The sequence below is a fragment of the bacterium genome (assembly GCA_021372535.1).
Taxonomy (GTDB): domain Bacteria; phylum Latescibacterota; class Latescibacteria; order Latescibacterales; family Latescibacteraceae; genus JAFGMP01.
Genome location: JAJFUH010000203.1, coordinates 1 through 25,820 on the forward strand (window position 1 = coordinate 1; position 25,820 = coordinate 25,820).

20 protein-coding genes are annotated in these 25,820 nt (G+C 50.3%); 15 read left to right on the plus strand and 5 right to left on the minus strand.

What is annotated here, in order from left to right:
* The first annotated feature begins 132 nt into the window (after positions 1-132).
* Together LLG96_17450 and LLG96_17455 are read left to right on the plus strand one after the other, a co-directional pair.
* Entirely contained in the window at positions 133-1,587 is a 1,455-nt protein-coding gene (locus tag LLG96_17450; protein MCE5251992.1) for a hypothetical protein, read from the plus strand.
* 199 nt (positions 1,588-1,786) lie between these two features.
* Positions 1,787-2,140 carry a PilZ domain-containing protein gene (locus LLG96_17455; protein ID MCE5251993.1) on the plus strand — a complete coding sequence of 118 codons (354 nt, stop codon included), beginning with the start codon at positions 1,787-1,789 and terminating at the stop codon, positions 2,138-2,140.
* 61 nt (positions 2,141-2,201) lie between these two features.
* On the opposite strand, the gene LLG96_17460 is transcribed toward LLG96_17455, so the two are convergent.
* Entirely contained in the window at positions 2,202-3,467 is a 1,266-nt protein-coding gene (locus LLG96_17460; GenBank protein ID MCE5251994.1) for an HD domain-containing protein, read from the minus strand.
* Between the two features lie 239 nt (positions 3,468-3,706).
* On the opposite strand from LLG96_17460, the gene LLG96_17465 reads away from it, so the two are divergent.
* The 4 genes from LLG96_17465 (at position 3,707) to rbsK (ending at position 8,409) form a co-directional block, all read left to right on the plus strand.
* Positions 3,707-4,672 carry a nucleoside hydrolase gene (locus tag LLG96_17465; protein ID MCE5251995.1) on the plus strand — a complete coding sequence of 322 codons (966 nt, stop codon included), beginning with the start codon at positions 3,707-3,709 and terminating at the stop codon, positions 4,670-4,672.
* 80 nt (positions 4,673-4,752) lie between these two features.
* Entirely contained in the window at positions 4,753-5,757 is a 1,005-nt protein-coding gene (locus LLG96_17470) for a GRP family sugar transporter (GenBank protein ID MCE5251996.1), read from the plus strand.
* Positions 5,758-5,896: 139 nt separating this feature from the next.
* Entirely contained in the window at positions 5,897-7,423 is a 1,527-nt protein-coding gene (locus LLG96_17475) for an arylsulfatase (GenBank protein MCE5251997.1), read from the plus strand.
* A 59-nt stretch (positions 7,424-7,482) separates the two neighbouring features.
* A complete protein-coding gene (rbsK, locus tag LLG96_17480) occupies positions 7,483-8,409 on the plus strand; it encodes a ribokinase (GenBank protein ID MCE5251998.1) in 927 nt (308 codons plus the stop codon).
* Positions 8,410-8,418: 9 nt separating this feature from the next.
* On the opposite strand, the gene LLG96_17485 is transcribed toward rbsK, so the two are convergent.
* Complete coding sequence (locus LLG96_17485) at positions 8,419-9,771, minus strand: FAD-dependent oxidoreductase (protein ID MCE5251999.1); 1,353 nt, start codon at positions 9,769-9,771, stop codon at positions 8,419-8,421.
* A gap of 98 nt (positions 9,772-9,869) precedes the next feature.
* Positions 9,870-11,279 (minus strand): FAD-dependent oxidoreductase, encoded by a 1,410-nt coding sequence (locus LLG96_17490; GenBank protein MCE5252000.1) that lies wholly within the window; start codon positions 11,277-11,279, stop codon positions 9,870-9,872.
* Positions 11,280-11,629: 350 nt separating this feature from the next.
* Here LLG96_17490 and LLG96_17495 point away from each other — a divergent pair, with 350 nt between their 5' ends.
* The 3 genes from LLG96_17495 (at position 11,630) to LLG96_17505 (ending at position 16,149) form a co-directional block, all read left to right on the plus strand.
* Positions 11,630-12,217, plus strand: coding sequence for a cyclic nucleotide-binding domain-containing protein (locus LLG96_17495; protein ID MCE5252001.1), 588 nt, complete (start codon positions 11,630-11,632; stop codon positions 12,215-12,217).
* A gap of 34 nt (positions 12,218-12,251) precedes the next feature.
* Positions 12,252-13,268 carry a hypothetical protein gene (locus LLG96_17500; protein MCE5252002.1) on the plus strand — a complete coding sequence of 339 codons (1,017 nt, stop codon included), beginning with the start codon at positions 12,252-12,254 and terminating at the stop codon, positions 13,266-13,268.
* Between the two features lie 637 nt (positions 13,269-13,905).
* Entirely contained in the window at positions 13,906-16,149 is a 2,244-nt protein-coding gene (locus tag LLG96_17505; protein MCE5252003.1) for a carbohydrate binding family 9 domain-containing protein, read from the plus strand.
* 247 nt (positions 16,150-16,396) lie between these two features.
* Here the strand turns inward: LLG96_17505 and LLG96_17510 are convergent, their stop codons facing one another.
* Positions 16,397-17,362, minus strand: a complete 966-nt coding sequence (locus LLG96_17510; protein MCE5252004.1) for a PKD domain-containing protein — start codon at positions 17,360-17,362, stop codon at positions 16,397-16,399.
* Between the two features lie 528 nt (positions 17,363-17,890).
* On the opposite strand from LLG96_17510, the gene LLG96_17515 reads away from it, so the two are divergent.
* From LLG96_17515 to LLG96_17530, 4 genes are all read left to right on the plus strand, one after another.
* Positions 17,891-18,934: an aldo/keto reductase gene (locus tag LLG96_17515; GenBank protein MCE5252005.1), complete on the plus strand. Its 1,044-nt coding sequence runs from the start codon at positions 17,891-17,893 to the stop codon at positions 18,932-18,934.
* Positions 18,935-19,219: 285 nt separating this feature from the next.
* A complete protein-coding gene (locus LLG96_17520) occupies positions 19,220-19,591 on the plus strand; it encodes a GxxExxY protein (protein ID MCE5252006.1) in 372 nt (123 codons plus the stop codon).
* Positions 19,592-19,787: 196 nt separating this feature from the next.
* Positions 19,788-20,687: a sugar phosphate isomerase/epimerase gene (locus LLG96_17525; GenBank protein MCE5252007.1), complete on the plus strand. Its 900-nt coding sequence runs from the start codon at positions 19,788-19,790 to the stop codon at positions 20,685-20,687.
* A gap of 12 nt (positions 20,688-20,699) precedes the next feature.
* On the plus strand, positions 20,700-21,803 hold the full coding sequence (locus tag LLG96_17530) for an aldo/keto reductase (GenBank protein MCE5252008.1): 1,104 nt from the start codon (positions 20,700-20,702) through the stop codon (positions 21,801-21,803).
* A gap of 132 nt (positions 21,804-21,935) precedes the next feature.
* Here the strand turns inward: LLG96_17530 and LLG96_17535 are convergent, their stop codons facing one another.
* The gene (locus LLG96_17535) at positions 21,936-23,096 is read right to left on the minus strand and encodes a hypothetical protein (protein MCE5252009.1); all 1,161 of its coding nucleotides are present in this window, start codon (positions 23,094-23,096) and stop codon (positions 21,936-21,938) included.
* Positions 23,097-23,387: 291 nt separating this feature from the next.
* On the opposite strand from LLG96_17535, the gene LLG96_17540 reads away from it, so the two are divergent.
* Together LLG96_17540 and LLG96_17545 are read left to right on the plus strand one after the other, a co-directional pair.
* A complete protein-coding gene (locus LLG96_17540) occupies positions 23,388-24,512 on the plus strand; it encodes an esterase (protein ID MCE5252010.1) in 1,125 nt (374 codons plus the stop codon).
* A gap of 76 nt (positions 24,513-24,588) precedes the next feature.
* Complete coding sequence (locus LLG96_17545; GenBank protein ID MCE5252011.1) at positions 24,589-25,818, plus strand: methyltransferase; 1,230 nt, start codon at positions 24,589-24,591, stop codon at positions 25,816-25,818.
* Positions 25,819-25,820: the final 2 nt, after the last annotated feature.

Here is a 25,820-nt window from a genome sequence, read left to right on the forward strand (position 1 = left end):
ATAGAACGCGGATTTACGCGGATTTGTTTTTGTATATATTTCTCGTTGTAAACGATTAATCCGATTAATACACATATGCAGGTTGAGTCAATAAATGATATGTAAAGAAATGATTTTCGAAAAGGCAACTCCATGAAAACACTTACAATAACCGCTTTTATTTCTATACTCTCCGTTCATATTCTGTATGGCGCTGACGCACCAAAAAACACGACCATGTGGTCTCAGCGCATACAGACCGTTCTTGATTCGACACAACCGCTTCGATACGAGCGCGGGAAACGGCTGCCGCTCTATCTTTGGCCAGCCATGGACCCCGGGAAAATCGATGAAAAAACAGCGGAACAACTCGTCCGGGAGCTCGACCGGAGAGGCATAGGTCTCATCTGCTCGTGGTCGCCAGAAAACCGTGAGGAGTCTCTCTCCCGTGGTCTCGTTGTCGCCCGCGCCCAGAAAAAACTCGGCGTGCCGGTCAATATCAACGCCAATCAGTGCCTGTACCGTTTTTTCAACGGGGACGAATGCACCGCGCATATCGATGACAAAGGCAAACCGTTCTGGGACGATTCCTTCGGCAATTATAAGATGGGCTGCCCGTTTACCCTCGATAACCGTAAGGATGCAATCCGTGAGCAGGTGGAGTTTTTCGTAAAGGCTTACAAGGATTCCGGGCTCACTGTCGACTTTATTTTCGCGGACTGGGAGATTGACGGCCCGCTTGAATTCAACCGTGCGTACGAGGCATCGAAACGCTGTGCACGATGCCGTGAGAATATAAAGAACATCGACAGTTTCCCTGAATTTCAAAAAGCCCTCCGCGTCATCCGCTCGGACCTCCAGCGGTATGCCTTCACGGAGCCGGTGCTGTCACGGTTCCCCGATGCGCTTGTCGGAAATTATGCCGTGTATCCCCATGACGGGTACCGGTACTGGTACGATTACTACGAGTATTATGTGGACGGGCAACCATACAAGGAGGACCGGCGGGCGAAATACCGTGCATGGTACGATGATTTTCCCGGTACCGGTTATACTTTCGCCATGCCGGTGGTTTATTCCTGGGCCCGTTTGTTCGGATGGTATGACTTCGACAATCCCGATTACCGGTGGTTCTATAACATGCTTCTGGTGGCAGGCAACGCCGGGAAACATACCCCGTCTCGTATTCCCGTTATCAGTTTCGTTCACTGGAACATGATCAATCCGGAACAGTATCCTGCTCCGGGACTGACACAATTCAGCGCAGAAAAATATCAGGAACTCCTGTGGCACATGCTGCTCAGGGGTACCGATACGTTTTTCATGTGGTGCGGAGCACAGGAAGAAGCCGAGGAGATCAGGCTCGTCCACGAGGTTTACGCAGCGGCGCAAGAGTACGGCGAATTCCTTGAGCACGGGACACCCATAACCTTTGATGTTCCTCCGCAGCCGGGCACGGTTGTTTCGGGCCTTGTGCTCGGTAACCGTGTCCTTGTCCGCCGCACTGATTTTGCGGGATCGGATAAGCCCGTGGAAATACGTGCGGGGAATCGTACATTTACGGTGAAACCGGCTCCGGGAAAATGTCAGGTTTTCGAACTGCGGTGAACAGTGACGGGTAATATGAATACGATAGGGAAATATTACTTTCCCCGAAAAATGTTGAATTGGGGATACTGATTCTTACTGACGATGTAAAATATAAATAGAAACGGTGTGATTATTTATGTTATACACATAATCAGCGAGTTATATTATAAGGGAAACAGGTGCGGTTAATTTTTCATACAGTGCGGGGTGTCTGACGATGGATGAACGCAGAAACAATAAACGGAAATGTCTGATCTATTTTTTAAAGGTATATGACAGATCGAATAATCATTTTCTGGGTAATCTCGTGGATATTACCACCGGTGGTTTAATGCTGATGAGCGAGAGTCCCATTGCAACTGATATCGTCTATCAGATGAAAATGACCCTCCCTGAAAAAAAATCCGGAATAAGTGAAATTTCTTTCGATGCGAGAAGTATTCGCTGCAAAAAGGAACGGTTCCCCGCTTTTTACTATACCGGTTTTCAATTCGAGAAAGTCGAGACCGATGACATCGGAATCATTCAGAATCTGATCGAAAAATACGGAATTTCAGAAATCGCCGAATAACACGATCGCTTTGAATCCGTTCCAGACTACTATACGTTAAACACGATGAAAAATCCCCGGTTTATACCTGATTCAGATAGAAGCTTGGATTAAAGCGAAATTTCCTGTGGTCGACACCGCGCACAATTTTACCGTAATTCTCATCCTTATCTACCGCAAGATCGACGAGTTCCCAGTTACTCGGATCGAGTATCACTCCCTCCTCAGGACGAATCTTTTCTGAGGTATTGAGAATTTTTTTATAATTGAAGACAATCACGAGCGGCTTGAGAGGATCCTCTTTATTCATCCCTGCAACAAGGGCCGGCCTTCCGCCCGAGAGATCAACCATGCTCCCCATGGGGAACACACCGAGATGCTTTATGAAATAGGTGGCCATCTTGGGATCGAAGAGCGTATCCGCCATGCCGTGAATCTCCCTCAGGGCAAGGAACGGCGGAATAGCGGTTCTGTACGGCCGTGGGGATGTCATGGCATCGTAAACATCGGCAATGGTAAAAAGTTTTGACAGGGGATGCATTTCATCGCCGGCGAGTTCGTTAGGATATCCCGAGCCGTTGTAGCGCTCATGATGTTCGAGTATCAGGGTATTGATAAGCTGGTCGTCCAGACCGTTGTTCACAAGGAATTCGACGGTGAATTCAGGGTGTCTGTTTATTTCATAAATCTCTTTTTTCGATAATCCGGAAGGTCTGAGCGTTAATTTGGTGTGGTAGTTCGCCATACCAAGATCGCCAAGTATCACCGCCAGTCCGAGACGTTTGATGTCCTCGTCCCTGTATGCAAGCGACCGTGCCAGCGACAGGCACAATACCATTGTATTCACGGAATGGGGAAATGTGTATTCATTGAGTGTATCGAGCCGTATAACAGCGCGGAGGATATCGATATGATTGGCGACGAAATGAATAATATCCTTGATAATGGCTAAAATATTCTCATCCCTCATGAGGGCACGGGACGTAATATTTTTCGAAAAGACATTGGTAACGGAGCTGATGAATGAATTGGTGTGTTTGGTGATGATTGCCGCCGCTGCACCTTTATCCTTCGACTCACTGATAATATCTTCCCATTTTCTCTGATCGAGTAACGTATTGGAAATTACCGACTCACTGGCGCTTATCTCGAGAGCTTGCTTTACGAGAATCTTCTTCTTTTTCACCTCAAGCTGATTGAAACCCTTTTCCTGGTCGACTTTAACCGTGTCAATCCCATATGCGGCAAGCCTGTGTATTATCTGCTCGCTGGTTATCAGGGTATTCGCTGCAAGAAGAAGCGCTCCTTTCTTGTCGTTTCCCTTGTATACAGGATCCGCTAAAAGCATCCCGACTTTTAACTCTTTAACAGGTATGATTTGAACTGACAACTGATTCGCCTTCCAATATATTATTATTAAATGTATTAGAATTAACCAGAATACAAGATGTTAATAAAAAATATAAGATAAGATTTGATTTTGGCAAATATTTTTTTCATTTGCTCAATTGAATGATTTTTTGCATGATAAGAGAATATTGTCGGTATGAACTGGTTTTTTGAAGTGTACAGAAAGAAGGATCGGTCATGAAGCATGTTCTGGTAATGGTTGCGGTTTTCCTGATGTGGTGTTGCTCCGGAGTCAGTACGGGAAACGCGCAAGGTAAGGAAAAAATGAAAATCATTTTCGATACGGACCTGGCCGGCGATATCGATGACGCGTTTGCCCATGCTCTCGTGCAGGTCAGCCCCGAATTCGAGATTCTCGGCATCACCACGGCGGACGGCCCGACAGACCTCAGAGCCCGCGTCAGCTGCAGGATGCTGTACGAATGCGGGCAGGAACATATTCCGGTCGCGGTGGGCAGGCGCACCCGTGAAAACAGCGCGCTTCCTCCCCAGATGACATGGGGGGAAGGTTTTGACAAATTCAAACCGGTCAAAGAATCGGCTGCCGATTTCATCATACGAAACCTGCGGAAATATCCCGGGCAGGTTACCATCATCAGCGTCGGCCCGGTGACCAATTTAGCCGATGTGATCGACAAGGACCCCGAAGCATGGAAGATGGTGAAAGAGGTTTATTCGATGTTCGGGTCGTTCTATATGGGATATAACGGCGGCCCGGCGCCCGATGCGGAATGGAATGTGCGTGCCGATATCAAAAGCGCTCAAAAATTCATTTCGTCCGGCGTCCCGATCACCCTTGCAGGCCTCGATGTCACCACGATTGTAAAATACAACAAGGACAGGAGGCTCCACCTGTTCATGCGATCCTCGCCCCTGACCGATGCAGTCTGCGGGCTCTATACCCTATGGGCGGGAACCGACATGAACCGCGATCCCACCCTGTTCGATCCCGTGGCGGTGACCATGACGATTACCGACAGGTTTGTCACGACACGCAATGCCCATGTAACAGTGGACGATGAGGGCTATACTCTGATCGATGAGAGCCGTCCCCCCAACTGCCGTGTCGGGATGCACATCAATACGGAAGCATTTCTCGACTGGCTTACCCTGAGACTGCTCAACCAAAACCTGTCGCGCTGAAACACCTGTGTGCTCATTTATTTCACCGGAACCGATCCGGTTACGTATCGAATGTCTCTGCAGATAAACGGGAGGTTGACATGGTCGTCGTGGAATCGTACATCACCGCAGTTATCATGTGTTTCATCACCATGCTGTGCTGGGGATCATGGGCAAATACCCAGAAACTGGCTTCCAAGGAATGGCGTTTTCAGCTCTTTTACTGGGATTATGCGCTCGGCGTTGTATTGCTCGCGCTCGTTCTCGCGCTTACCATGGGCAGCAGGGGATCGGCAGGCAGAAGTTTTATCGCTGACATGGCGCAAGCAAACGGAAACATGCTCTGGTCGGCTTTTATGGGAGGCGTTGTCTTTAACCTGGCCAACCTCCTGCTCGTCGCCGCGATCGATATCGCCGGAATGGCGGTCGCATTCCCCATTGCGATTGGCCTTGCGCTCGCGCTCGGAGTGATTACCAACTACATCGCCACACCGCTCGGGAATCCCGCGGTGCTTTTCCTCGGCGTCGCCCTTGTCGTGGTCGCCATAATCCTCGATGCGTTTGCCTATAAACGGCTGCCGGCAACAGGACAGAAAACGACCGCCAAGGGATTTGTCATTTCCATCGTAGCCGGTATTCTCATGGGATTCTTCTACCGTTTCGTGGCGGCTTCGATGTCTTCCGACTTTATATCACCCGAAGCGGGGAAACTGACTCCCTACTCGGCGGTGGTCGTTTTCTCCGTCGGTCTTCTTCTTTCAAGTTTTATCTGGAACAGCATCCTTATGGCGAAACCGTTCGTGGGCGATCCCGTTCCGTTCGGCGACTACTTCAGGAAAGGCAATCTCCAGCTCCACATGACCGGTATTCTCGGTGGCATGATCTGGAGCCTCGGTATGTCGTTCAGCATCATCGCATCCGGACAGGCGGGATTTGCCATATCGTACGGCCTCGGACAGGGCGCGACCATGATTGCGGCTTTATGGGGAGTTTTCATCTGGAAGGAATTCAGGGAGGCGCCGCAGGGCACCGGAACGCTCCTTGCATTCATGTTTATTTCGTTTTTTATCGGTCTCAGCCTGATAATAATCGCCAGAATTGTATAAATCCGGCTGTTTTAACGATTTCAAACTTCCGGACAGAACTGCCCGGCAGGACACAGGGATTTTAAGCATTCCGTTTCTCTGTGGCTTTTTATCCCTGAAGAAATATTGATGATGCTGAAACGAACAAAAGGAGTACGCAATGAAATCCCTGACACGGCGTGATTTTATCAGAATCGGGAGTTCCGCCGCCGCAGCAGCCGGAGCGGGTATATCGTTTGGCACTCGTTCCGCATCCGCTCAGACACAGCCGAATATCCTGTTTCTCATGGCCGATCAGCATCGCGGCGACTGCCTCGGCTGTGACGGTAACCGTGCAATCAGAACTCCGAATATCGACAGGATCGCCGGAGAAGGTGCGCATTTCCGTCATGCATACAGCTCCACACCGACATGCACACCGGCGCGGTCTGGCATCCTGACCGGGCTCTCTCCCTGGCATCATGGTATGCTCGGATACGGGCGTGTCGCCGATCATTACCCCGTGGAACTCCCGCAGACCATGCGCGATGCAGGCTACAGGACACTCGGAATCGGGAAAATGCACTGGTATCCCCAGCGCAACCTTCATGGATTCCATAAGACCATTCTCGATGAATCGAGCCGTGTCGAAACAGAAGGATTCGAAAGCGATTACCGCGCCTTCTTCCGCGAGCACGCCCCAAAAGGAATGGCATACGATGTAACCGGAATCGGCTGGAACGATTACCGTACCGCGGTGTATGTCCCTCCCGAAGAGCTCCACCCGACCTTCTGGACTGCACAGACGGCGGTCGATTTCATCCGTGATTACAGGAACCCGGAGCCGTTTTTTCTCAAGGTATCGTTCGCGCGCCCTCACAGTCCCTACGACCCGCCGAAACGGTTCATGGAAGCATACCGTGAGGATGACATGCCTGCGCCGGTTATCGGAGACTGGGCCGCGAAATACGCTCCCGCCGACCCTGCCGATTTCAGCCTCTGGCACGGCGATCTCGGTATCGGACAGGCACGGAAGTCACGGCGGGGATATTACGGCTCGGTGTCGTTCATCGATGAGCAGATAGGCCGGATTCTCGGCGCCCTCGAACAGCGCGGATTTCTCGACAATACGTTCATTCTTTTCACCGCCGACCACGGCGACATGACCGGCGACCACAACCTCTGGCGCAAATCCTACGCGTACGAAAGCTCGGCGCACATACCGTTTATCGTCCGTCCGCCGAAAGGCATGTTCGATAAGGCCGGGGTGACATTCGATCAGCCTGTCGAACTCCGCGACGTACTCCCGACATTTCTCGATGCCGCCGGACAGCCTGTACCCGGGCATCTGGACGGGAGAAGCGTTCTCGACATCTTCCGGGGCAAAAGCGATTCCTGGCGGGAAGTCATCGACATGGAGCACGATGTATGTTACGATCCCTCGAATCACTGGAACGCTCTGACCGATGGCCGGTATAAGTACATTTACCATGCCATGAACGGCGGGGAGCAGTTGTTCGATCTGTATAACGATCCCGGAGAACTGCACGATCTTTCCATGGAGCCGGGAAACCGCGGAAAAGTACGGGAATGGCATGCCCGCATGGTACAACATCTTGCCGAACGGGGGGAGCCGTTCGTTGTGAACGGTGATCTTGCACCGAGGCCGGAACGGATGCTGTACTCGCCCCATTATCCGAAAAGCTGAAAGGAAAAAACGGAAATTGTTCAAAATCGGCATAATGCCACGAATAAGGAAAAATAACCATGACAAAATCTATTGTCGTTATCGGCAGTTCGAACACGGATATGATCATCAAGGTTGCGCGGATTCCGAAACCCGGCGAAACGGTCATCGGCGGCGTGTTTTCCACCGCACCGGGAGGAAAGGGGGCGAATCAGGCGGTCAGCGCCGCCCGCGCGGGCGGGAAGGTTGTTTTTATCGCGCGGGTCGGGGAGGATATGTTCGGCGAACAGGCGCTGAACGGCTTCATAAACGACGGGATAGACGTGAGCCATATCGCAAAAGACCCGTCAGCGCCTTCGGGTGTCGCCCTCATCTTTGTGGACGAGAAGGGAGAGAACAGCATCGCGGTCGCATCCGGCGCCAACGCCCGTGTGTCGCCATCCGATATGGATGCAGCGCGCGAAGCTCTCGTATCTGCCGGTAATGTCCTCATGCAGCTCGAAATTCCCCTCGAAACCGTCGAGATTGCGGCTAAAACCGCATGTGTGAACGGAGTCAGGGTAATCCTCAATCCCGCGCCTGCTCAGCCGCTCGGGGACGATCTCCTCAAAAACGTCTCAATCCTCACCCCGAACGAAACGGAAGCCGAGCTCCTGACCGGAATCAGGGTTGAAAACGAGCGTGACGCAGCGAAAGCTGCGGATAAGCTGCTCGATAAAGGTGTCGGGACTGTCCTGATAACTCTCGGCGCACGGGGAGTATTTGCAGCGGCTCCCGATTTCCGGGGTATCATACCGGCTTTCAGGGTTCAGCAGGCTGTGGATACAACCGCCGCAGGGGATGTGTTCAACGGTGTCCTTGCGGTGTCGCTTGCTGAGGGGAAATGCCTCGTGGATGCCGTCCGTTTTTCGAATGCGGCGGCGGCGCTGTCGGTCACAAGGCTCGGAGCCCAGACATCGGCGCCCTACCGCAGCGAGATCGAGGAATTTCTGAAAAATAATTCATGACGGCGGATATCAGAGATATGCCCCCTGGTCGGTGAGCAGTTTTCTGAGCCCGGCGGCATCAACCTGCCCGGGAGTGATTTTCTTCCGTATGCAGAGAGCGGCTGCGGTTCCGCCGGCCTGACCGAGCGACCAGACGATGGGCATGACGCGGAGCGATGAATGCGCCTCGTGAGTCGAGGAAATGCACCTGCTCGCGACTAAGAGATTCCCGACACCTTCGGGGACGAGACAGCGGTATGGTATCTGATAGTACGTTCCCTCTTTCAGGCGTTTGATGACCGTACCGGTACCAGACGGATTGTGAATGTCAATATCATATGAGGCGCAGGCGATCCCGTCATCGAAGTGATGAGCTTCGAGCACATCATCCGCTGTCAGTACATATTTCCCCATAACGCGGCGCGATTCGCGCACTCCTATCTCCGGGCCGATCTTCATGAGATAGCTGTTCTCGAAACCCGCGACATATTTCCTGAGAAACCGCACCATGTCGTCCACCTGACGGCGGCCTTCGATTTCCGCTTCGGTCATCGACCAGCCGTCGAGCGAGGTTTTACCCACCACGCGGGTCGTGTTGAAATGGATGACATCAGGATGGACCGATTTGAATTTCAGGACGTTTTCACGGGGATTCTTCACCTCGCCACGGGCTTTCGCTTCATCGTAGAGACGGTTGATTTCATCGGCGGCGGGAATCCGTCCGGTATCCACATGCGCCATGCGGAACGAAGTGGTCATCGGCTGGCACGCGTGATCCTGGTCGCGTCCGATTTCGATTTTCGCTCCGGCCCAGGCGGATATGTCGCCGTCCCCCGTCGAGTCGATAAAAATATCGGCGCTCAGGTCCTCGACACCGCCCTTGTGAAATACCCGTACGGCGCGGATGGAGTCATCCTTTTTCAACACGCCGATGGCCTGTGAATGGAGCAGCATATCGGCCCCGGAATCGAGAACGAACCTTTCGAGAAGCCACTTCATTGGTTCGGCGTCAAAATGCTTTCGATCATCGAGGATAGCGCCGTTTTTCAGGAGAATATCGAGAAACTCCTCGAACAGCCCCCGTGTGATGATCGTATCTCCCGCATTGTATTTCATGTAGGGATGTACGAGCGCTGTCGTAGCCATGCCGCCGAGAAAACCGTACCGCTCGACAAGGAGCACCCGCGCGCCGTTACGCGCCGCCGCTACGGCAGCAGGAACGCCTCCTGGCCCTCCGCCGACTACAATCACATCCCAGTGTTTAACCTTCGATTTTTCAGTGGATTCGCCATAGGAGAACCCGTTTACACCCGAGAATATCAGCCCGGACAGTGACAGGGTCTTGAAAAACAGGCGCCGATTCGGATATATGTTCGTGTTCATTGTTCACTCCCGATGGTTAATGGCATAGTCTCAAAAAAGTCTGTCAGATCAGAATTAATAAGCCGGAATGAAAGCAAAACACGCTGATTTTTTGCCGCTCATATAAACGCTTTCTGAGCGATGAGCGTTTTCCGCAGATCAGCCGTATCGATATCTCCCGGCGCTTTTTTATGTCTGATACAGAGCGCGGCGGCAGTGCCCCCAGCCTGGCCGATCCCCCAGACAGTCGGCATCACGCGGAGCGACGAATGCGCTTCATGAGTGGATGAAACACAGCGGCTCGCAACAATGAGATTGTCGATCCCGTTCGGCACGAGACACCGGTAAGGGATGTGATAGTAAATGCCCTCGTCGAGGTAGACCATCTTCGTGCCCGTGCCGGAGGGATTGTGTATGTCGATGGCATATGAACCGCAGGCGACGCCATCGTCGAATTTCCGACCCTTTACCACATCGTCGGCGTTGAGCACGTATCTGCCCATAACACGCCGTGACTCGCGCACACCGATCTGTGTACCCGTTTTCATGAGATAGGCGTTCTCGAAACCCGACACATACTTTTTCAGGAACCGGACGAGTTCTTCCACCTGACGGCGGCCTTCTATTTCGGCTTCGGTCATCGACCAGCCATCGAGGGAACTTCTGCCGACCACCCGGGTGGCGTTAAAATGCATGACATCGTCATGAACGGTGAAGAATTTGAGAACATTCTCGCGGGGATTGTTGATCTCGCCCCGTTTTTTAGCCTCGTCATAGAGACGATTGATCTCTCTGCCCTCCGGGAGCCGTTTGAAATCCACACGGGCCATGCGGAACGAAGCGGTCATCGGCTGGCAGGCATTATCCTGCTCACGGCCGATTTCTATGGTTCCACCCGCCCACGTCGCAATGTCGCCGTCACCGGTGGAGTCGATAAAAATATCGGCGCTCAGGTCCTCGATGCCCCCTTTGTGAAAAATCCGCACGGCCTTTATGGCATTACCATCCTTCAACACGCCGACAGCCTGTGTCTGGAGCAGGATACTTGCGCCGGAATCGAGGACAAACCGGTCGAGCACCCATTTCATCGGCTCATCGTCGAAATGAGCGCGGGTTTCGAGGTCGGTCGTGAAAGTATTGAGCCGTATAAGTTCCTCGTCGGTCAGTTTCATAACCCGCACAGCGCCGTTTTTTTCGAGTATATCGAGAAATTCCTCGAACAATCCCCGGACAATGATTTTTCCGCCCGCAGAATACTTCATGTACGGCAGCACAAGCGCGGCAGTGGCCATTCCGCCGAGAAATCCATACCGCTCGACGAGCAGGACACGGGCGCCGTTACGAGCGGCGGCAACAGCGGCGGGGACTCCCCCGGGTCCGCCTCCGATTACGATCACATCCCAGTGCTTCACCCTGGCGTTTTCATTTGCCTCGCCGGAAGAAAATCCGCGTATTCCCGAAAACACAAGCCCGGACATTGCGAGAGTTTTGATAAACAATCTCCGGTCTGAATGCCTGTTCTCATGCATGACTTGCTCCTGTTATAGATATTCAAAATACAAAAAATACTATTCTGAGGTAATACAGAGTATGGTGAATAACATCTTATATGTGGATACAAACTGTTAAAGGCTGTTATAATTCTTTGATTTAGTTAAAGACGGAATTATATTGTCAGGTGTGTGAAAGACACCTCCTCAGGAGTTCTCTGTTAAAATACAAAATATTCACTGTTTTTCATTAATATTTTAAATGGGAAAAGCACATTTGTGCCATTAATTTTTGATTATTCAAAAAAACATTTTGAAATTATTATAAAAAGATTTATAATAACAAACAATTCATACGGCACATATAAACAGTCGTTGGATACACTACTATGACAGAAATCAGGCGAAACGGTATTGACAGAAGAACACAGAATACAGCCGTTACAGTCGAGCAGCGGTCAGGTCTTGACCGACGAGATGCTCTAGTCCGTACAAGGCAGTATATCGCAATTCTTCAAAAAATACCCATTTTCAAAGGGCTCTCGGTAGATCAATATAAAAAAATTCTTTCCATCGCCACTCATGTAATCTATCATGACGGCGAACAGCTCTGCCGTACCGGTGATGAATCACATGAATTGTACATCATAATCAAGGGCCAGCTCCTTGTAACATCACCGGACGGGAAAGAAATTTCCCGTATCGATCCCATCGGAATCGTTGGTGAAATGGGAATTTTCACCAATGATCTTCATACCGTGACTGTCTCCTCCGCAGCCGAGAGTATCATCATCCTCATCAGAAAAGCCGAGCTTATGGTGCTCTTACGGCGTGACAACGACCTCGCGATCCATACACTCCTCAATGTTATCAGGAGTCTCGCCGATAAACTCCGGGATGACAATGAGATTATCGAGGATCTCAGACAGATTCAACACGAAGAGCCTCCGCCTGAACAACATGATGAAGAATCGTAAGAGAGTGCATATCCTGCCACAGTGAAATCATACGATGAAAACCACCGGAACCAAAGTTATTACGTTTATTCTTGCTGCCTTTTCTCTGTTTATGATGAATAGCAATATAACGGTCTGCAACGATTCAAGATCGGGCTGCCCTGTCATCAGAAAACTCGGCACCATAGACTGCGACATGGTCGAAACCACACCGGTCGTATTCAGAGATAAACTCTATCGATTCGAATATGTCCGCTCGAACTACAAGCCGAACATAACCGGAAATACTTACTCCCGCTTTATCGATACCGCATCGGGAAAACCGACTCCGGCATTCGCTCAGGGATTCGATCTCGGAAATGCTTATGTTGAAAACGATACTGTCTATGTCTCCTGCGTCAACGACTGGGGAGGATCGGAGATATGGCTGTTCCGTTCCGGCAATCTCGAGGGGTGGGATTCATGGAAGGCGCTTGAACTCGAAGGGTGGAAAATATATAATACATCGCTCTGCAAAGGCGCGGGAGCATACATCATGGCAATCGAAGTCGGCCAACCTCCCGATGTTGTCGGGAGAGCATTCACCATGCGTTTTCTCACATCGCCTGACCTCGTGCACTGGAAACTCACACCCGATGAGTGCGTATATACGAAAGACCGTTATTCGGCGTGTCCAGCGCTTCATTATCTCGATGGCATGTATTACATGATTTATCTCGAAGAAAAACCCGTTCCTCCCGGAACCGGGAAAGACTGGCCGGCCTACGCTCCCCATATCGTCCGCTCGAATGACCTTGCCCACTGGGAAAGCAGCCCCTGCAATCCCATCATGTCCCATTCCCCGGAAGACAAGCGCATCGCCAATCCGAAACTCACCAAAGAGGAACGATCCCGTATCGTGACGGCTCTCGACCTCAACAATTCGGATGTGGAGTGCTGCGAGTTCAGGGGAAAAACCATCATCACCTACTCATGGGGTGATCAGCACGGCACCGAGTTTCTTGCCGAAGCGGTGTACGAGGGAACGCTCGCTTCATTCCTGAAGGGATTTTTCCCGCAAAAATCACGGTAATATTTCAATACAGTCACTCCCCGGCGTCCTTCCGGAAATCCGGATAAACATGTCAGACCCGCGCTGTTCCCGTTTTATTGCTGCAGTAAGAAAATATCGATTCTATCATGTGCAATAGATGCCGAATCGAGTTCGGCATGACATCATATGATGTCGCCGTTTGATCGCCGGAGCAATAATACTCTATCCGGAGCATGGATGGACGGAATGAAGCTTCATGTGTATAAAATCGGGTAAGAAATCATCATGAAATCACTCACGGCATGATAATTCACACGATTAATCGACTTCCAGTTTACTTTACTGCAAAAAAAATGTACTTTAACGCCGTAAAACTCAAAAAAATGTACTTTCATTACCTCAGAATTTATGGTATAATAAATAGTTAAGTATGAAAATATATTGAGCAATAGTACACATACACATGCATTATCACATATTATTTTACATATCATACAACTGATATATCTGATTTACAGGGATATTTCAAACCTTGTCCCTGCTCATCCCTATTAACAGCGAACAACCGTCCGATCTTTGAAAATGTGTTTTCTATTTCCATGCCTGCAAGCATTTACGAATTACTCGGATTATACATTTAACATCTTGATTAACAACCATATGTGAGGATTACTACATGCCCAGATTCACTGCCTGCATGCTTTTTCTCGTAACAAGTTCGATTATCCTTTCCGTAACATCACGTACAGCCCGTTCTCAGGAAACCAGTACCATCGGAACCGATCTCATTAAGGGCCCCGATATTCATATTGTTGTCAGAGAAAGTAAGGAGCCCATCGTTATTGACGGCAAGCTCGATGATCCCGGATGGAAGTATGCGGAACCCTATATAGGGTATTTTTTCCAGCAGGAGCCTCTTGACAGGGCGCCATCCAGTGAAAAAACGAAAGTTATGGTCGTTCAGGACAAGGATACGATCTATTTCGGAATTCAGTCATATGATTCCGAGCCCGACAAGATTTTTGCCTCGGCGATGCGTCAGGACAAGGATATTTTCAGGGACGATGTCATCGAGCTCCTCATCGATACGTTTCAGGATTACCGCAACTGTTATGCATTCGCCACCAACCCGCTCGGAGTCAAGGGGGACGCGATTATCAGCGATGAGGGAAGCGACATCAATAAAAGCTGGGACTGCATCTGGCAGGTCAAATCCTCGATAAACGCGGAAGGATGGGTAACGGAGATGGCGTTCCCGTTCAAATCGCTCAAGTATAAAAAAGGCGATATCGTTGAATGGGGGCTCAATATCACCCGCAACATCAAGCACACCAACGAAACAACCTACCTTGTTCCGATTCCCCGCGGACTTGGGCATGACGGCAAATTCAAGGGAGAACTCTTCGCCATCCTCGAAAACATCAAAACGCCTTCGTATACGATCAACATGGAAGTACAGCCGTACATCCGGGGGGGTTATACTTCCATTTACGAACCGGAGAAAAAACATGATTCCGAACTTGACGCCGGTTTCGATGTCCGTTACCATATCACTCCGCAGTTGACTGCCGATGCGACATACAATACCGATTTCGCACAGGTCGAGTCAGAGGAGGAAGTGGTCAACGTCACACGTTTCAATATCTACCTCCCCGAAAAACGCGACTTCTTTCTTGAAAATGCGGGGCTTTTCAATTTCAGCATGACATCCTCGGCGGGAGAATACTACGATGCGGACGCTGATTTCATTCTGTTCAATTCGCGGACAATCGGTATCAAGGACGGCAAGAGAACCCCGCTCTACGGCGGTGCAAAAGTCGCAGGCCGGGTCGGTAAATTTTCGCTGGGAGTGATGAACATAGAGAGCGAAAGAACCTCGATTGATTCCAGCCGGGTCGAACCCTCGACGAATTACACCGCGTTCCGGCTGAAACGCGACCTGTTTTCCAAGTCATATGTAGGTATGATGGTTCTTAACAAAGAATCTGCCGGGGATGAATATTCGCGGACGTTCGGCGCGGACGGATTTCTCAGTTTCTCCCAGGAGTTCAACATGAAAGGGTCGCTTGCAAAAACCATGGAGAACGACACTGAAGACAACGGGAAAAACTGGGCCGGCGATGTGAAGGTAACACTCAACAAGGAATGGATTGACGGCTCGATCAGCTACACGTTCATTGACTCGCTTTTCAATCCCCAGATGGGGTATGTCCGCAGGGGTGACATCCGTAAAACCGACGGAAATCTCAGTTTTACAAAATGGCTGAATAACAGATATCTGAAAAGCATTTCCTGGGAAAACGGCATTGTGTATACGACAAACCATAACAATACACTCGAAACCCGTGAAAATCAGTCTGAACTGTCTTTCAGCGCCCCGAGCGGAGACAATCTGTCGTTCAGCATCAATCGTGATTATGATTTTCTGCCCGATGAGGATTACATCCGTGATATCCGGATCGACGCGGGAAGGTACACCGTTACATACAAGCAAATCTCCCTCAATTCATATCAGGCCCGTACTGTTTCGGGGAACATAAGTTATCAGTGGGGTGAACAGCTTGATGGTGAGAGCAAGCGTATATCGGTCACGAACAGAACAAAGCTGTCCAATCATTTCAACATGGATCTCAACTATACATATAACGACCTTGACTTGAAAAACGGCTCACTCACGGCGAATGTTCTTGCCGGAAGGTGGACGTATTCATTCACAACGGAAATGTTTGCGAAATGCTATATCCAATGGAATGACGCAGACGAGAGAATCTCGACCAACCTGCTCTTCGACTACGTATACCGGCCCAAGAGCCATTTATATATCGTTTATAACGAAAACCGCAACACCCTTCTCGATTCATCGGACAATATCACGGACAGAATCATGCAGGTCAAGGTGACATACATGTGGGGTCTGTAATGTCAGATGTTTGAGGGAAAAAAACGTACTGTCTCATCCTGAATGACAGCACTGTGCATTCAATGAGTTATATCCTGACTGTAAAAATGTACGATTTACGAAGTACGAATCATCCTTTGTACAGGCATGTCAGGCAGACATCTTCCATCAGCAGTGTCAGGTTTTATTTGTAACCCGGAGATACTCTTTTTAAATACACCGTAGAATACCTGTCTATCGCCTACAAGTAAAACAATACCCGATTTCCCTATTTCACCATGACATCCCAGTATTTCGCGGTCCGTGACTTCCCTTTCGGACCCTCGACATCGAGATAGACGACATAGTAAATGCCGGGCTTGGCATACTCGTGGATCGGATTGCGTTCTGTCGATGTTGTGCCGTCACCGAAATTCCAGAGCCACTGTGTGATTTCGCCGTACGATTCATCCTTGAATGAAACGAGACGGCGGTCCATGTCGATGACCTTGAACGACCACTGCGCCTTGATGGGATCCTTGAATTTGTCTTCGAGGGGCATGAGACGGAACGCACAGAGATAACTGGCATCGCTCACCATCTTGACATTGTGCGCCAGATTGTAATGGCCGTCGCGTTTACCACCGTCGAAATCAAGAATCGACCATGAAAGCCCGATGAGGGTATTCTCGACGAGCTTCGATTCGACTGCGCGCTCGGGACCGTCATACGGCGCATAATCGAACGGCGTTATCCAGCATTCGAGCACGAGTTTTCCGCTCTCGCCATGCTTGAAATTATAGGAATAAGCGTAATTCGACCAGGGAAGCTCGCTGATCCAGGGCTGGCATCCCCAGACAAGCACCCATGCGTTGTTCTGCGGTGGTGTGTAGATGTGGTAGTTCTGGGCATGTACCCCGCTGAAGGCAAAATGGTTTTCGATCTTGTCGCTGAACTGGGCATTGGTGATAAACGGCCCGCCCGACAGATCGCCATCGACCGCGATCTCGAAGATATCGTTACTGTAGCCATTGGGATTGAACCGCTCGAAATCCCAGAAATCATCGTACGCCTCGTAGAGAAAGTAGAGACGGTTCATACCCTTGACCCAGCCGACGGTTACCCTGACATCGAGGTCCTTGCGATCGATATCTGTTCCATGGCCATCCTCGGTATCATTAAGCATCCCGGTACCGTAAGTATATTCCGGAGGAACGATAGCCCAGTCATCGGTTTTCCCGTCGATACGGGGAATCTGGTCATGAGGAAACTGGAATATCCTGAATTCAATTTCGGGTCTCGACAACCCGTACGCACTTGTCAATGACACAAGAACAAGCGCAAACATCACAATCACCATTTTTTTTACCACGTTACCGCCCCTTTCCTTATGGTATGACTGCATGTATTGAGTACCATCAATTTTTCAGCCAGCCTGATACATGGATCACATGAAACGATACGGGGCGTGAAAAATCAAGATGAAAATTGATAATCTGCAAACAAATCAGTGCCGTTATATCGTTTTATCTGCCATTACAGACACGAAACACGCCTCAAGAAACCTTTATTCAGCCGAAACGTCGAACATATTATTCCGGAAATTAACGGGAAATTCGCACGATGATTTCAACAATGCCGGACAAAAACCAGAGAAACTACTTGAAAAGGAGCATATAAAACTCTATTTTCATAGGACTATTTATATACCTTCCATGCTTTTTCAGTAGAACACCGTCATTAAAGATGAATTGTTTACCATACGAGAAAAGGGAGAATATAAATGAAACGTCGCGATTTCATCACACGGAGTGTGATGGGGGCATGTGCACTCGGAGCAACAGGTTGCGGCGCCCGTAAACCGAAAAATATTCCACTCTGGAAAGAACTTGCTCCTTTCTACCCGCGTCCGGGAGGCGGTTCAATGCCGATGTCGGAACTCGGCAAAACGGGCATCAGGATTTCCAACTTCGGATTCGGGTCACACATCAGGGCGGAAATGAGAACCTATGACAAGCAGCGTGAATACATGATTCACGAAGCGCACGATCTCGGCGTTAACGTATTTGACGTCTACGATCAGGAAGAAGGGGTATCAACGGGCGGCAGCTACCAGTACGAGCCGTTCGGCAAACAGATCGCCCCATTCAAGAACGATATTCTCATATCCATATCCTTCCGGCCATTCGACGGGCGGACTCCCGAACAGGAGCTTGAACGCGACCTGCGGCTTTTCGGCCGTGAGCACATCGACCTCGTACGAATTCTCCGTAAACCCGAGGATCCGATCTGGGAAACCCTTTTCCGCTTCAAGGAGAAAGGGTATATCCGCGCTGTCGGAGCGCCCATTCATGATATGGAGCATGTCGACTGGCTCGTCGGGAAGGTTCCCATCGACTATATTCTCTTCCCGTACAACTTTTATCACAACATCTGCTGGTTCGAGGAAAAAGAGGATGATTTCGATCCCCTGCCGACCCGTCTCCGCGAGAACGGCATCGGCGTAATGACCATGAAACCATTTGCCGGCGATTATCTTGTCAGGCCGTTCATCGAAGTCGCCCGGCAGGTTGCCCGTGAAAAGGAAATCAGTTTCACCAAGGCGGCGCTCCGTTATGTCATCAATTCGGGAGTGAAACCCGCAACGACACTGACCGGGATGTACAACCTCTATAACCTTTACGAAAATGTTGAAGCCTATTACAACCCGACCATGAGCGACGAGGAGCGGGAACTCCTGAACAATATCAGGCAGTACGCGAGCCGGACCTCACATGCGCTGCTTCCCGGACATTACAAATGGCTCGATAACTGGGCCGGCGTATGAACAGGATTGACAGGATTAGAATTTTTTTGACAGGATTTACAAGATTAACAAGATAAAACATTTAATAAGAAAAAATCCTGTAAATCATGTTAATCATGTCTAAACAAATAATTTTGTTAATCATGCAAGTTCTTTGAATAGAAAAATCCAGATCATTCAAATGGATGGAATTTAAAAAAGCAATTTTATTATTGACAGGATTTACAAGATTAACAAGATGTAAAATATTTAATAAGAAAAAATCCTGTAAATCATGTTAATCATATCTGATAAAAAAGGTTGTAAATGGAAATCAATGAATTAACGGAGCTTATAATCGGTTGTGCGTATAAGGTTCATAAAGAGCTCGGGATGGGATTTCTTGAGAAAGTGTATGAAAACGCTTTAAAGATCGAACTTGAGAATAGCGGACTGGATGTCAATCAACAGTACCCCATCACCGTGAATTATCACGGACAGGTAATTGGTGACTTCTTTGCGGACCTTTTTGTGGAAAAACAGGTGATCATTGAGTTGAAAGCAGTCCAGAATCTGGCCAGAGAGCATGAAGTACAACTCGTAAACTATCTCGCGGCCACCGGAATAGATAATGGTCTCCTTATAAACTTCGGTTCGTCTGTCAAAGTAAAGCGAAAGTTCAGAAAATATAACGGATAGGATTAACAGAATGTTTTTTTTTGACAGGATTTACAAGATTAACAAGATGTAAAATATATATTTAAATAAAAATCATGTAAATCATGTTAATCATGTCTATTAAAATATTTTTGTCAATCATATCTAATTATATAACTTTATTAATCATGTCTATTAAAAGAAATTCATTATCACTGTCAGATGAAAGGTACAATTCATGAGACTCTGCTGGAACGATGGTTTGGGCGGTCCTCTGGGAAAATTGGACCCGAAAGAAGCAAAGCTCATATATGATATAGGATTCCGTGTTGCCGGAGTCAATGCCGGTTATCAGGAACCCTCGGAAGCGGATATCGATCATGCACGGAACGTGCTTGCGGACGCAGGGCTTACGCCGGGTCCTTACGGTATCGGAGCTTCCGCTGTCCGGCCCGACAAAACCGAGGAAAAAGAACATATGCGTCAGATCGCTCAGGCGCTTAAAATCGCCGGGAAACTCAAGTGTACGGCGCTCAGGTATTCGGTCGGAAGCCTGCATCCCAAAGATATCTGGATGCATCATCCCGACAATCATACACAGAAAGCTCTCGACAGACTTATCGATAACACACGGGAGCTCGTTCCTGTCGCCGAGGATTCGGGTGTCATGCTCTGCCCCGAAACTACCCTGTGGACCATTGTCAACAGCATCGAGCGAATGAAGGAATTCGTCGACCGGCTCGACTCACCCTATGCCAGAATCACTTTCGATTTTGTCAATCACATGTCCTACGACCGTGTTTACGAATCGGGGCGGTTCATGAGGTGCGCTGTTGCCACGCTTGGCGACCGTATCGGCGAGTTTCATGTCAAGGATGTCATGGTGCAGGATAAGCTTCTCGTCTGCCATATCGATGAGGCTCCGATGGGAACCGGCCTTCTTGATCACGAAACACTCATCCGTGTTTCGACACAGCTCGAGCCATGGAAAACTTTCTCGCTCGAACACATTTCGGAATATGGTCAAGTCAAAAAGGCACACGACCATATACAGGGTATCGCAGACCGTATCGGACATACATGGACAGATCCGCGCCTGACACGGCCTCTTTGGGAACGCGATAAACAAAAAAAATAGGAGTACTGCTCTATGAAACGCCGTGATTTTATCCTGAAAACCGCCGCCGGAACGCTCGGCGCAGGTCTTGCCGGCTGCGGCTCAGGCGCACCGCGGACGATGCTGATCAAAAAGGATGACATACGATATTCGGACTATTCGTTCAAGGCCACCGTTCCCAGGCCATCAGGCGGGAGTATTCCCGCGGGGGAGCTTGGTACGACCGGTATCAGGGTATCGAAATTCGGCTTCGGCTCGCACATGCGCAGCGACATTGTCAAGTTCTTCGATGAACGTCAGCAGATCATTCGCGAAGCGTACGACTGCGGTATCAACCTATTCGATGTCTATGACAAGGAACATGAGTGTTACCAGTACGAGCCGATGGGTAAACACCTCGCGCCGATGATCAAAAACGTTGTCATATCCATAGCGGTGCTGCCGTATGAAAACCGCACATTGGAGCAGGAATTCGAGCGCGATCTCAAGCTCTTCGGCCGCGACCACATCGATCTCGTCCGCATCCACGCCTATGACCCGTCCCAACCGGGCTGGGAATACTGGGAAAAGTGCTTCCGGCTCAAGGAAAAGGGCGCAATCCGTGCTGTCGGCGTTCCGGTGCATTACCTGAGCGATCTCGACAGTGTACTCAGCTCATTCCCGTTGGATTTTGTCCTCTTCCCGTACAATTACTACCATAACACGGCATGGCTCGGCCACTCTGTCGAGGGGAAGTCGGCCGATTTCGAGCCTCTGCCGGAAAAACTCCGGAAAAAAGGCATCGGTGTCATGACCATGAAGGCGTTTGCCGGGGATCCGCTCCAGCCGCCGCTGAGACATGTTGCCGATTCGATAAAAAAACACCCTGAGCTCAATTACAACCAGGCGGCGCTGCGGTATGTGATCAATTCTCCGGTCAGGCCCGATGCGACCGTAACCGGCATGTACAACCTCGACCACCTCTACCTTAATGTCGATGCTTATCTCCGCCCGCAGATGAGCGCCGAGGAACGCGAGCTTCTTGAGAAGGTGAGAAACGTCGCCCGGCTCAGCGCAAAGGCATGGCTGCCCGACCATTACAGATTTCTCGAGGAATGGGCTTCGGAGACAACCGATCTCGGTGAAATTTCGGTATAAATGAAGAGTAAACGGTTTGTGGTAGTCACGCAAACAACCGTTCCGGAACAGTACGGGGGAATGCCGGAGACGCTTCTCGATAATTGACCGGGTATTCATTCCCGGGCATGTATTATTATAATACGTCATATCTCACTCATACATACACTTCCTTGCCTCGTCGGCGAATGCTTCGATGAGCTCGATATCGGCGTCAAAAAAGTGGTCGGAGGACGAGAGAATGTAGCCTCCGCCCCCGCCTGCGGCCTCGAAGCACCGCCGCACCTCGCTTCTCGTCTCTCCGGGAGTGCATCCGGTAAAGAAATGGAACTGGTCGAACCCGCCGATCATGCAGACACGGCTACCGATACGGCGTTTTGCCTCCCGGAGGTCGACATCGCCACCCATACCCGGCGGTGTGAACGTCTCCATGGCATCGGGGTTCATATCGGCGATCTGTTCGAGAATCGGCATCATCCCGCCGCAGGTATGGTAGACGATACGCTGATCTGCCTCATGCGCGCAGGCGATGAGCTCCGAATCGTAGGGCGCGACGAACCGCTCGAACAGGTTCGGGGAAATCACCGTCGTCGAGGCATCTCCGCCGCCTAATTCGAGGATATCGTACCGCGCGCCCTTCAGGGACTGGACGAATATCTTCTTACGGTCCCTGAGAATTCCGAGCAGGGCATGTACCCAGCCGGGATCGTCGAAAGTGGCCATAATAAGGTTCTCGATGCCATAGAGACAGGCGGCATCCTGCCAGGTTCCCGGCTGGCCGAATACATCGAAGCAGCATATATGACCTCGAACAATGCCCCGTTCACCACGGTTTTCGGCTTGACTGTTCACCGCTTCCACATCACAGAGAGGGGAGGTCATGTATTCACCGAGAAAATCGATATCGCTTTTTTCCTTGATGAGGCGCTCGGTAACCCATGAGGTGTATTTGTTGCTCTGAAGCACCATGCTCAGGGTCTTCTTCGGGGTGATGAAATTGTACCGGAGAGTCGGGTATTCGCAGCCATGAATCTCCTCGACCTCGACATGCCATGTATCCGATGCGACCCGCCCGGCCTCGAGGAATCCGATCGCTCCCTGACGGGGGTCTCGGAAATCCCCTCTCGCCGTATCCGGCTTGTGCGCAACCACCCATTGGATGGGATCGAGACCGAAACGGTCGAAAAATTCCTCGTTCGACGCCCCGTCCATATACGTATCGAGAAAATACGGCATCACATGGTGGGTGGTCACCGGAAGCCTGTCGGGTATACGGCCGTCGAGCACAGCAAGAAAACGCTCCCTGGAGGTCATGGAGTACCTTTCTTCAAAAATCACCGGATCGATCTTTATCGATTCCTCTACAAAATAATATAAAAACGTTTATGGTGCATGGAATATCATTTTTTGCCTGAAGGTTGTATAAAACCAATGGATGGAACCGGACTTTTTTAAATATTCCTTGTTTTTATACCGGTAAAAAGATAATATAGAGCTTTAATCATGATACAATGGGCTCTAAAAATACATCTGTCATCGGAACATGGCAATCAAATAACTAATAATATAGAGTTCCCCTCAATTTCTAAAACACGGAGCAGCACTATGAACAGTTTAAAGAAGTTCTGTTTAACAGCGTTTCTGTTCGTTTCAGTAGTGGTCAGCCCGCAGATCGTACAAGCCCAGTTGAAAGACAAAGCTCTCTCGCCCGTCATCAATGCAGACCGTACCATTACCTTCCGTCTCCAGGCACCGGAAGCGGACAGCGTGAGCATCAGCATCGGTTTTCTCGACAAATCACAGCCGATGACGAAAGGAAACAACGGTGTCTGGAGCATAACGCTCGGCCCCGCAAAACCTGATATCTATCCGTATAGCTTTCTCGTCAACGGGGTTCGGATGATCGACCCGACTAATCCTTTTTTCCATGCGAATTATTTCCCCACATCGAGCCTTCTTTTTTATCCCGGGGACAAGCCCGCGTTCTGGGAGGAGCAGCCGGTTCCCCACGGGCTTCTCCACTATCACCGGCATCATTCCTCTTTGCTGAACGACAACCGCGGCTATTATGTCTACACTCCTCCCGGGTACGAACAGAGCGGAAAGAAGACATTTCCGGTGCTTTTTCTTCTCCACGGCTACAGTGATCTGGAAAACGGCTGGACAGTATCCGGCCAGGCGCAGTTCATCCTCGATAACCTGATTGCGGAAGGCAAAGCCGTGCCCATGATCATCGTGATGCCGTTCGGTTATGCACCGCCGCTTCCGGGTGATGGTGAGGGCGACTGGAAGGACTGGTTCTCACGGGTTGAGCCGCGTTATGAACCGTACCTTATCAACGAGCTTATCCCGCGTATCGAACAGGAATACCGTGTGTATAAAGACCCCGGGCACCGTGCAATCGCCGGATTGTCCATGGGTGGAGGGCAGACGTTGTACTTCGGTCTCCATAACCCCGACACGTTCGCATGGATCGGGGCGTTCAGCTCCGCTGTTTATACTGATTTTCACGGTAAATTCCTGAACGATCCCGCAAACCTCAACGCAAAAATAAAAATGCTCTGGATCGGCTGCGGGAAGGACGATTTTCTCTATAAGAGTAACATTGAATTTATCGAGCTTCTCAAGCAGAAGAATATCAAACATACAGCGTATATTTCCGAAGGGAGACACGAATGGTGGGTCTGGCGGAACTACCTGTATGAGATCGCCCAGAAACTGTTCAAATAAAAAGCAGTCATGTGTTTCATCATGTTTTGACTGTCAAGAGAGCAGGCAATACTGTTTTATATTGAGGAGAACCATTATGACATCGAGAGAACGTGTTCTCGCCGCGCTGAACCACCATGAACCTGACCGGGTGCCGATCGACTGTTCCGGGCACAGGTCGTCCGGCATATCCGGTATCGCGTACCACAGGCTCAGGAAATATCTCGGGCTCGAACAACGGCCGGTTCGTATCTATGATCCCGTTCAGCAGCTCGCGATTGTCGATGATGATGTTCTCGACCGCTTCAGGGTGGATACCATCGAGCTGGGACGGGGATTCGCCCTCGATGACAAGGCATGGGCTGACTGGGTTCTTCCGGACGGGACCCCGTGCCGGATGCCGGTATGGGCACTTCCCGAGCGTGACGGGAACAGATGGGTCATCCGGTCTCGGAAGACCGGAAGGATTATCGCCCAGATGCCTGATGGCGCACTCTATTTCGAACAGACATACTGGCCGTTCGCGGAGGGTGAAGCCGATCTCGATGCCATGCCCGGTCTGTGGTCGGAGAGCATGTGGGCGGCGATAGCTTCTCCTCCGGGTCCCGAAGCGGAGGGGCCGGAAGGGCTTAAGATGCTGGCAGAAGGCGCTCGGCGTCTCCGTGAGAAAACCGACAAGGCCATCCTCGGGCTGTTCGGCGGCAACCTCCTCGAGTTCGGTCAGTTCATGTACCGGAACGATAACTTTTTCATGCTGCTCGCCGGTGAACCGAAAAAAGCCCATGATTTCCTCGACCGTATGGTGGAAATCCATCTCGCGAATCTTGAAAACTTCCTCGGCACGGTCGGAAAATACATCGACATCATCGTGTTCGGGGACGATCTCGGGATGCAGACCGGGCCGCAGATTTCACCGCAGATGTACCGCGAATTTTTCAAACCCCGGCATAAAATTCTGTGGAACCGGGCGAAGGAGCTTGCCGATGTCAAAGTCAACCTTCACAGCTGCGGCGGCATTCGCGAGCTTATTCCCGACCTCATCGAGGCGGGTCTCGATGCAGTTAATCCCGTCCAGATCAACTGCCGGGGGATGAACCTTGACGAGCTGAAAAAAGAATTCGGGAGAGACCTCGTGCTCTGGGGCGGCGGATGCGATACCGGGCACGTGCTTCCCGATGATACACCCGAAGCGGTTGCCGGACATGTCCGCGGTCAGATTGCAGTCGGGAGAAAAGGCGGCGGGTTCGTCTTCCAGCAGGTCCACAACATCATGGCAAATGTACCCCCTGAAAATATCGCTGCCATGTTCGACGCGGTGAGTGAGTGATT